The organism is Pelomonas sp. KK5 (genome assembly GCF_001984095.1).
Classification (GTDB): domain Bacteria; phylum Pseudomonadota; class Gammaproteobacteria; order Burkholderiales; family Burkholderiaceae_C; genus KK5.
The window spans coordinates 1-9,486 of the sequence record NZ_LYVQ01000246.1; the positions used below are offsets into that span (position 1 = coordinate 1).

Below are 9,486 nucleotides of genomic sequence, written 5' to 3' on the forward strand. Positions count from 1 at the left end.
GCGGATCAGGTCGGTCACGACCGCCGGCAGCGCCGGCAGCTGGCGCACGCTGCGCGCCACCGCGGCGGCGGCCAGCGGCTCGCCGGGGCCGGGCGCCACGATGGAGGTCGTGCTGCTCTCGCTGCTGTTGCTGCTCGTCATGACGGCTTCTGCTCCTGCTGCTGGCGGTAGCGCAGCAGCGCGAAGTACAGCGGGTTCACGGCGCCCTGGCGCGGGCCGGCGCGGAACAGGTGGTCCAGCCGCTCGCGGCCCGGCGAGGGCGCGGTCTCGGCGGGCGCCTCGGCTGCCTCGGATGCCGGCGTGACGGGCGCGGGCACCTCGGCGGCCTTGCTAGTGATGCGGCTCCACAGGTTCACGGCGTCTCTCCTCGTTGTCCATCGCGGACCGTAGCGGGGTCTCCAGCAGTGCGCTCAGCACCAGCAGGCGGCCATGCTCCATCGTGCGGGTGGCCAGCTGGAAGGCCCGGCCCTGCAGCTCGACCCGCCAGGGCCCGTCCTCGCCGGCTTCCTCCAGCCTCCAGGCCTGCAGCAGCGCCGGCGGCAGGCACTGCTCGGCGGGCAGCGAGATCAGCCCGGGTTCCAGCAGCCGCTCGGCCTCGGCGTTGACGTACGCGACGATGCCTTCGGGGTCGATGCCGATCACCGCCGCCGGGATGTGCTCCAGCACCTGGCGTATCACCTGCAGGCTGGTCTCCTCCTGCGTCAGTCGCCGGCTCTGGTGCAGGGCCAGCTGCCCCAGCCGCTTGTTGACGGCGGCCAGCTCCTCGTTGGCCTTGCTGACGGCGCCGGCCAGGCGCTCGTTCTCGTCGGCCATCTCCTTGTTGCGGAAGGCCTCGGCGATGTGGCCGCGCAGGCGCTCGTCGTCCCACGGCTTGGTGAGGAACTTGTAGATCGCGCCCTCGTTGACCGCGTCGGTGATCGACTGCAGCTCGGTGTAGCCGGACAGCACGATGCGCACCGTCTGCGGGTACAGCTCCTTGGCGCGGCGCAGGAACTCCACGCCGGTCATGCCGGGCATGCGCTGGTCCGACACGATCACGTCCACCGGCTGCTCCACCAGCTTCTGCAGGCCCTGCGCGCCGCTGCTGGCCGTGATGATGCGGTAGCCGTCGCGGCGCAGCAGGCGCTTGAGCGCCGCGACGATGTTCTCCTCGTCGTCCACCAGCAGCAGCGTGCGCTCGCGCTGGCGGTCCTGGTAGAGGTGCTCGGGCAGGCGCAGGCCGTCGCGCAGCATCTGCGCCAGCTCCTCGGGCGAGACGGCGGCGCTGAAGTAGTAGCCCTGCATCTGGTCGCAGCGGTTGGCCATCAGCAGCGAGAGCTGGCCCTCGGACTCCACGCCCTCGGCCAGCACCTTCAGCTGCAGGCCGTGCGCCATGTTGATGACCGCGCGCGTCATCGAGACGTCGTGCTCCGCGGCGGTCACGTCGTGGACGATGCTGCGGTCGATCTTCAGCACCTTGATCGGCAGCGCGCGCAGGTAGTTGAGGTTGGAGTAGCCGGTGCCGAAGTCGTCCAGCGCGATCTCGATGCCCAGGGCGCCCAGCGTGCGCAGCACCTTGGCCACATGCGTGCTCTCGTCCACCAGGATGCTCTCGGTGATCTCCAGGGCCAGGTGCTGCGGGTCCAGGCCCGTCTCCAGCAGGATGGCCTGGATGCGCTGCGCGATGTCGGCCTGCTGCAGCTGCCGCACCGAGAGGTTCACCGAGACGCGGATCGGGCGCAGGCCTTCGCCCATCCAGGCCACCTGCTGCCGGCAGGCGTGGCGCAGCACCCATTCGCCGATCTCGACGATCTGGCCCGTCTCCTCCGCCAGCGGGATGAACTCCACCGGCGGCACCCAGGCCTGGCGCTTCGGATCGAACCAGCGCAGCAGCGCCTCGGCACCGATGATCTGGCCGGTGTGCAGGTCCAGCTGCGGCTGGAAGCGCAGCGTGAACTCGTTGCGCTTGAGCGCATGCCGCAGCGAGGCTTCCATCGCCAGCCGCGCGGCCATGCGCTCCTGCGCCTGCGCATCGAACAGGCAGACGCGCGGCTCGGCCGGCAGCGCCTCGGCGCGGCCCAGCGCGGCCTGGGCCTGCTGCAGCAGGCGGTGGGGCTGCTCGCCGTCGCGCGGCGCGATCGTGAGGCCCGCGGCGCTGCCCAGCTGCACCTCGGTGTCGCCCAGCATCACCGGCGCGGCCAGCGCGCGGCGCAGGCTCTCGGCCTCGCTGCGGGCGCGGGCCTCGTCCACGTCGCCGCCGCTGCCGGTCAGCACCGCGGCGAACTCGCCGCTGCCCAGGTGGGCCAGCAGGCCGCGTCCGCCCAGCGCCAGGCGCAGGCGTTCGGCCACCTGGGCCAGCAGCTGGTCGCCCCATTCGAGGCCCAGGCTGTGGGCGACGATGTCCAGCTGGTCGATCTGCAGCACCAGCAGGCCGATGTTGTGCTCGGCCCGCTGCGCCTCGCGCACCGTGATCTCCAGGTGCTCCAGCAGCGCGTTGCGGTTGGGCAGGCCGGTGGTGGCGTCGCTGTTGGCGAGGCGGTCGATGCGCTGCTCGGCGTCGCGCTGCTGCGTGACGTCCTGCAGGAAGACGATCTGGCGGTACGGGAAGCCGCTGTCGTCCAGCTCCACCATGCAGCGGTGCATCACGGTGCGCAGCTTGCCGTCGGCGCGCAGGATGCGGTGCTGGAACTCGGCCGGCGCTTCGGCGGTGACGCCCTGGCTGATCGAGCGGACGAAGTCGCGCTCGTTCTGCGGCACGCGGTGATAGAGCCAGTCGGCGGTCGGCTTCAGCGAGGCCGGCTCGTCGAACAGCCGGTACATGCCCTGCGACCAGCGGATCTCGTCGCTGATCAGGTCGGTGGTGGCGCAGCCGAGCTGGGCGAGGTCCTCGGCGTACTGGAGCAGGTGCTCGTCGGGGCGATGCTGGGCCGTTTCGGACCGGCGCGCCAGGGCAGTGACCCACTGGCGGGCGTGCACGGCAATGCTGCTGCTCGCGAACCTGCGCACCGGCGAACCTCCTGCCCTGCGGCTGTCAGTTGAATTCTGACGTTAGCCAAGCTGCAATCTAGCGCAGTCGGGGGCAGGGGGCCAGCGGTTTTCGGCGGGGCCTACTTTCTCATCAGAGTGCTTTTGCCTTCTACCGCAGGCAGGGCAAACCTACTTTCTCATCAGAGTGCTTTTGCCTTCTGCCGCAGGCAGGGCAAACTTACTTTCTCATCAGAGTGCTTTTGCCTTCTGCCGCAGGCAGGGCAAACTTACTTTCTCATCAGAGTGCTTTTGCCAAACAGCGACTCGATCAGGTCCACGGCCAGCAGCGCGGTCTTGTTGCGCACGTCCAGCGCGGGGTTCAGCTCCATCACGTCCAGCGAGCCGAGCCGCCCGGTGTCGGCGATCATCTCCATGCACAGCTGCGCCTCGCGGTAGGTCGGGCCGCCGGGGATGGTGGTGCCGACGCCGGGGGCGATGTCCGGGTCGAGGAAGTCCACGTCGAAGCTCACGTGCAGGTGGGTGTTGGCGTCCAGCGTGGCCAGCGCCAGTTCCATCGCATGGCGCATGCCCATCTCGTCGATGTAGCGCATGTCGAAGACTTCGAGGTCCTGCTCGTGGACGAAGCGCTTCTCGCCCTCGTCGACGCTGCGGATGCCGATCTGGCGTATCCACTTCGGGTTGATCGCCGGCACCTGGCCGCCGATCTCGATCAGCTGCTGCGGGCCGAAGCCGCACAGGCAGGCCACCGGCATGCCGTGGATGTTGCCGCTGGGGGTCAGCTCGCTGGTGTTGAAGTCGGCATGGGCGTCCAGCCACAGGATGCGCAGCTTCTTGCCGGCCTCGCGGCAGTGCCGCGCCACGGCGCTGATCGAACCCAGGCCCAGGCAGTGGTCGCCGCCCAGCAGGATGGGCAGGCGCCCGCCCTTGAGCTCGCCGTAGACCGCCTCGTGGACAGAGCGGTTCCAGGCGGTCACTTCCTCCAGGTGGCGATAGCCGTCGACCGGCGGCTGCCAGGGGTTGGCCGGGCCGGACAGGTTGCCGCGGTCGACGACGTCGCAGCCGCGCGCGCTCAGGGCCTCGCGGATCTGCGCCACGCGCATCGCCTCGGGCCCCATGCTGGCGCCGCGGGCGCCGGCGCCGATGTCGGTGGGAGCGCCGATCAGGGAGACGGATTTGAGCTGGGTCATGGTGCTGAGCTAACGGGTTATGTGTTCGGGCCGGAACCGATGTCGTATTCGGACTCCAGCACTTCCCAGGCCTCTTCGGCGGTCTCGACGAAGCGGATCAGCTTCTCGTCGCCGGGGCTGATCATGCCGGTCTCCAGCAGCACGTCGAAGTTGATCAGCCGGGTCCAGAAGTCGCGCCCGAACAGCAGGATCGGGCGGCGGCGGCTCTTGCCGGTCTGGATCAGCGTCATCGCCTCGAACAGCTCGTCCAGCGTGCCGTAGCCGCCGGGGAAGGCCACCAGCGCCACCGCCCGCATCAGGAAGTGCATCTTGCGCAGCGCGAAGTAGTGGAAGCGGAAGCACAGCTCCGGCGTGATGTACGGGTTCGGGTTCTGCTCGTGCGGCAGCACGATGTTGAGGCCGATGCTCTTGCCGCCGGCCTCGAAGGCGCCACGGTTGCCCGCCTCCATGATGCCGGGGCCGCCGCCGGTGACCACGTACAGCGGCTCCGCCCGCTCGCGGCAGATGGTCGTGACCAGCGTGGCGAAGCGGCGCGCCTCCTCGTAGTAGCGGCTCATCGACAGCTGCATCTCCGCGCGCTTGATGGCCGCCGGGTCGCCGGCCACGCGGGCGGCCTCCAGCAGGTTCTGGGCGCCTTCGCGCGAGGGGATGCGCGCGCTGCCGAACATCACGATGGTGGACTTGACGCCCTGCTCCTGCTGCATCAGCTCGGGCTTGAGCAGCTCCAGCTGCATGCGCACCGGGCGCATGTCCTCGCGCAGCAGGAACTCGTTGTCGGTGAAGGCGAGCTGGTAGGCGCTGCCGGGGCCGTCGTAGTTCGGGTGGGGGACCTGGGCCTTGGCTTCCTGCTGGGCGCTGGGGAAGTTGCGGGCCGCCAGTTCGCGCTTCTTGTTGTGGTGATGACTGCTCATTCGCTCTCTCGTCTCTTCTCGTCGTCATTGCGCGCCGCCGCACAGACGGCGCAGTCGGGGTCGCGGTGCACCGCGATCTCGGTCCATTCCATGCGCCGCGCGTCCAGCATCTGCAGCCGGCCCGCGAGGCTCTCGCCGATGCCGCACAGCAGCTTCAGCGCCTCGGCCGCCTGCATCGTGCCGATGATGCCCACCAGCGGGGCGAAGACGCCCATTGTCGAGCAGCGCGCTTCCTCGTAGGCGGCGTCGGGCGGGAACAGGCAGGCGTAGCAGGGCGCGTCCGCGCGGCGGCTGTCGTAGACGCTCAACTGCCCGTCGAAGCCGACGCCGGCACCGGACACCAGCGGTAAACCGTGCCGCACGCAGGCAGCGTTGACCGCCTGGCGGGTGGCAAAGTTGTCGCTGCAGTCCAGCACGAGATCCACGCCGCTCAGGTAACTGTCCAGCCAGACGGCATCGGCGCGCTGCTTCAAGGCGCTCACCTGCGTTTCCGGATTCAGCGCCGCGATCGCGACGGCCGCCGATTCGACCTTGGGCGAGCCGATGCGCGCCTGGGCATGGGCGATCTGGCGCTGCAGGTTGGTGAGGTCGACCTCGTCGTCATCCACCAGCGTGATGCGGCCCACGCCGGCCGTGGCCAGGTACAGCGCCACCGGCGAGCCCAGGCCGCCGGCGCCGATCACCAGCACATGGGCGTCGAGCAGCTTGCGCTGGCCCTCGATGCCGATCTCGTCCAGCAGGATGTGGCGCGAGTAGCGCAGCAGCTGTTCGTCGTTCATGGGCGGCATCGTAGAAGCAAAACGGGCTGCCAGCGGCAGCCCGTTCTCCGAACCCGTGCGACCGGGGCTTATTCGGCCTTCACCTCGGCCTTGCGCTCGACCGCGGTCTTGGAGACCAGCACCGGCTTGCCCTTGAGCTGGTTCAGCGCCTGCACCAGCGGGAAGTCCTCGGCCGAGCCGAACTCGGGCAGGGGCTTCGGCGCTTCCTTGGTCTTGGCGAACTCGTCCTCGAGCTTCTTGCGCTCTTCCTCGCGCTGCTTCTCGCGGGCCTCGTCCTTGGTCTCGGGGCCGTTGACCAGGTGCTTCTCCAGGTCGGCCTCGCGGGTGCGCAGGGCGGCGAAGACGTTGCCGTCGGGCGTTTCGTCCACCAGCACGTCCGGCACGATGCCCTTGGCCTGGATCGAACGGCCGCTCGGGGTGAAGTAGCGGGCGGTCGTGATCTTCAGCGCGGTTTCCGGGGTCAGCTGGCGCACCGTCTGGACCGAGCCCTTGCCGAAGGTCTGGGCGCCCATGATGGTGGCGCGGTGCTGGTCCTGCAGGGCGCCGGCGACGATCTCGCTGGCGGAGGCGGAACCTTCGTTCACGAGCACGATCATCGGCACGTTCTTCAGCGCGGCTGGCAGGCGGCGCAGCGGGTCGGAGCCGCGGCGCGAGTAGAAGTCGGGGTTGGCCTTGAAGCTGGCCTTGGACTCGGCGATCTGGCCGTTGGTGCTGACCACCTCGACATCCTTGGGCAGGAAGGCCGCGGACACGGCGACGGCGCCTTCCAGCAGGCCGCCCGGGTCGTTGCGCAGGTCCAGCACCAGGCCCTTCAGGTTCGGGTCCTGCTTGTACAGGTCTTCCAGCTTGCGGGCGAAATCGTCGACCGTCGAATCCTGGAACTGGCTGACGCGCACCCAGGCGTAGCCCGGCTCGATCATCTTGGCGCGCACGCTCTGGACCTTGATCTCCTCGCGGGTGATCGTGATCGGGAAGCTGCGGTTCTCGCTCTTGCGGAAGATGGTCAGCGCAACCTTGGTGTTAGGTTCGCCGCGCATCTTCTTGACGGCCTGGTCCAGGCCCAGGCCCTTGACGAAGGTGTCGTCGATCTTGGAGATCAGGTCGCCGCTCTTGAGGCCGGCGCGGAAGGCGGGGGAGCCTTCGATCGGGGAGACGATCTTGACCAGGCCGTCTTCCATGCCGATCTCGATGCCCACGCCGACGAAGCGGCCGGTCGTGCCTTCGCGGAATTCCTTGAAGCTCTTCTTGTCGAAGAACTGCGAGTGCGGATCCAGGCCGGACACCATGCCGGAGATCGCATCGTTGATCAGCTTCTTCTCATCGACGGGTTCGACGTAGTCCGACTTGATCATGCCGAACACCGCAGCGAGCTGCTGCAGTTCTTCCAGCGGCAGCGGCGAGAGGCTGCTGCGGGCGGTTGCCGTGAACTGCATGGTGGCCAGCGCACCGGCCAATGCACCCAGGGAAATCCAGCCAGCGACTTTGAATTTGGAACCCATGATGCGAGTCATTCCTATCGTGAGAGGTACAGCGGAGTGATGAGGCCGGGCACGTCGATTGCCCTTTGTGGGGCTTCGCGTATACACGGTTTTGTCACGTGGTCAGTATATGCCCGGTGCTTATTTTTCATGCACGCGGACAAGCCCATTTGACCCATCTATTCCAGGGTTTCAAGCGTACTAGTCGGCACTTTGATTGCCTTTACGCGGGCGCAACGTGCGGGGCGCGGATGCCTGAAGTCATGGCCTAACGGCCAAATTAGGCGGATTCCGGATCAGGGCGTCTGCATGGCCTGCCGCCAGCGCATCGCCTCGTAGATCCGCGAGCGCGGGCTCGGGTGGTCGTAGAACACGAACTCCTCGATCGGGCCGGGATTGGCCTTGCGGTACTCGACCAGCTTCAGGTGCGCCTCGGCCATGCCATGCGGCTCCCGCGCGAGGTTCAGGCCGAAGCGGTCGGCTTCCAGTTCCTGCGTCCGCACGACGGTGTTGAACAGCGGCGTGGCGGCGAACATGAAGACCGAGAACACCGCGGCCAGCAGCGGCAGGCTGGCGGTATCGGCCACGCCGGCGAGGCCCCAGGCGGCGCCGTGGCGGGCCAGCAGGCGCCGCATCGCCCACTTGCAGAACAGGAAGGCGGCCATCACCAGCAGCGTGAACTGGCTGAGCATCTTCAGGCCATGGTTGAGCACGTAGTGGCCCAGCTCGTGGCCCATCACGGCGCGGATCTCGGACAGCGTGGCGCGCCGCAGCAGGTTGTCGTTGAGGCGGATCTGGGCGCTGCCGAACAGGCCGCTGACGTTGGCGCTGACGCGGGTGGTCTGGCGCGAGGCGTCGAACTCGTAGACGGCGTCGGCCGGCACGCCGTCGGAATGCGCCATCGCCAGCACCGAGTCGCGGATCGCCGGGTCTTCCACCGGCTTGTAGGTGTTGAACAGCGGGTCGATGAAGACCGGCGAGACGACGATCAGCAGCGCCAGCAGCGCGATGCCGACGGCCGTGCCCCACAGCCACCAGGCCTCGCCGGCGCGCCGCAGCACGGCGTACAGCAGGGCCACTGCGACCCCGGTGAGCAGCATGCCGACGGCCAGCGCCACCAACTGCTCGCCGAACCAGGGCCCGAAGCTCTGCGTGGCCATGCCGTACTGGTGCTCGCGGACGAAGCCCTGGTAGATCGTCAGCGGCAGCGAGAGCAGCCAGGAGAGGGCGGCATAGGCGGCGCCGTAGAGGAAGTCGCGCGCCACGGCTTTGCGACCGATGCGCTGCGCCCGGGCCAGCAGCCGTGCCGAGCGTGCGCCGTGCAGCAGCACCCAGGCGATCAGCAGGCCCAGCAGGAAGTTCCACAACTGCAGCCAGTAGCCGCCCTCGAAGTAGGCGTTTGACTGGGCGACCGAGGCGGCCGGCAACCGCGCCAGGTAGGCCTGGGTGGCCAGCTCGGGGTCGCGCGGCAGGCTTTCCTGCCAGCCCGGCGGGACGGGCGAGATCTGGAAGGTGTCGGGCGCGGCGGCGGCGGCGCAGGCGAGGGCAAGGAGCAAGGGGACCAGCAGCCAGCAGCGTCGCATCGGGCGGGGTTCCTCGTCAGGGGGAAGAGGTGGTCCGGCCAGTAGGAATCGAACCTACATCTGACCCTTAGGAGGGGTCCGTTCTATCCATTGAACTATGGCCAGGAACCGGGCGCGGAGTCTAACAGGCCTGCGCTCACTGCCAGTCCAGCACGATGAAGGGCTCGGCGATCCGGCGCGCGGCGATGTCGGCGTAGAGCCGCGCCGGCTCGGCCGGGTGGGCGGTGTGCACCAGGCCCGGCAGCCGGATGCGGCCCTCGGCGAGCCAGGCCAGCGCCCGCTCGAAGCCGCTGAAGCTGCTGTGCGGGGCGTTGTTGTAGCCCTCCAGCAGTTCCTCCCAGACGAAGCCGCGGCCGTGCAGCGGGATCTCCCATTCCCAGCCGCTGCGCAGCGTGACGAAGTTGAAGAACACCGCGCGCAGCAGTGCGTGCGCATCGATCTCGGCCAGCTTCTTCCAGGGCACGCCGACCAGCACCACCTCGCCCTGCTTGCGCACGAGCTGGCAGCCGTCCAGCACCGCGGCCTCGTGACCCGAGCAATCCACCACCAGGGCGACCTGGCCGGCATAGGCGGGGTCGGCC

Annotated in this window: 8 protein-coding genes and 1 tRNA gene; all 9 read right to left on the minus strand. The window is 68.7% G+C overall.

What is annotated here, in order from left to right:
- Positions 1-137: 137 nt before the first annotated feature.
- Complete coding sequence (locus tag B0W88_RS26600) at positions 138-356, minus strand: hypothetical protein (RefSeq protein WP_077037606.1); 219 nt, start codon at positions 354-356, stop codon at positions 138-140.
- Positions 331-2,985 (minus strand): EAL domain-containing protein, encoded by a 2,655-nt coding sequence (locus B0W88_RS26605; protein WP_077037607.1) that lies wholly within the window; start codon positions 2,983-2,985, stop codon positions 331-333. Before B0W88_RS26605 ends, B0W88_RS26600 begins: the two co-directional genes overlap by 26 nt.
- Before the next feature lie 248 nt (positions 2,986-3,233).
- Positions 3,234-4,154, minus strand: coding sequence for an arginase (gene rocF / locus B0W88_RS26610; protein ID WP_077037608.1), 921 nt, complete (start codon positions 4,152-4,154; stop codon positions 3,234-3,236).
- Positions 4,155-4,171: 17 nt separating this feature from the next.
- Positions 4,172-5,065: a TIGR00730 family Rossman fold protein gene (locus B0W88_RS26615; RefSeq protein WP_077037609.1), complete on the minus strand. Its 894-nt coding sequence runs from the start codon at positions 5,063-5,065 to the stop codon at positions 4,172-4,174.
- A complete protein-coding gene (locus B0W88_RS26620) occupies positions 5,062-5,844 on the minus strand; it encodes a molybdopterin-synthase adenylyltransferase MoeB (RefSeq protein WP_077037610.1) in 783 nt (260 codons plus the stop codon). The genes B0W88_RS26615 and B0W88_RS26620 overlap by 4 nt, the downstream gene beginning before the upstream one ends.
- Positions 5,845-5,912: 68 nt before the next feature.
- Positions 5,913-7,343 carry a S41 family peptidase gene (locus B0W88_RS26625; protein WP_077037611.1) on the minus strand — a complete coding sequence of 477 codons (1,431 nt, stop codon included), beginning with the start codon at positions 7,341-7,343 and terminating at the stop codon, positions 5,913-5,915.
- A gap of 275 nt (positions 7,344-7,618) precedes the next feature.
- Positions 7,619-8,905, minus strand: a complete 1,287-nt coding sequence (locus B0W88_RS26630; protein WP_083749090.1) for a M48 family metallopeptidase — start codon at positions 8,903-8,905, stop codon at positions 7,619-7,621.
- Between the two features lie 30 nt (positions 8,906-8,935).
- A tRNA-Arg gene (locus B0W88_RS26635) sits at positions 8,936-9,010 on the minus strand.
- Positions 9,011-9,041: 31 nt separating this feature from the next.
- A partial coding sequence (locus tag B0W88_RS26640) for a hypothetical protein (RefSeq protein ID WP_198937945.1) occupies positions 9,042-9,486 on the minus strand: 445 nt, incomplete at its 5' end.

Coding starts and splice junctions, on each gene's coding strand:
- rocF (WP_077037608.1), bottom strand. CDS start 4,154: ATGACCCAGCTCAAATCCGTCTCCCTGATCGGCGCTCCCACCGACATC.
- B0W88_RS26615 (WP_077037609.1), bottom strand. CDS start 5,065: ATGAGCAGTCATCACCACAACAAGAAGCGCGAACTGGCGGCCCGCAAC.
- B0W88_RS26620 (WP_077037610.1), bottom strand. CDS start 5,844: ATGAACGACGAACAGCTGCTGCGCTACTCGCGCCACATCCTGCTGGAC.
- B0W88_RS26625 (WP_077037611.1), bottom strand. CDS start 7,343: ATGGGTTCCAAATTCAAAGTCGCTGGCTGGATTTCCCTGGGTGCATTG.
- B0W88_RS26630 (WP_083749090.1), bottom strand. CDS start 8,905: ATGCGACGCTGCTGGCTGCTGGTCCCCTTGCTCCTTGCCCTCGCCTGC.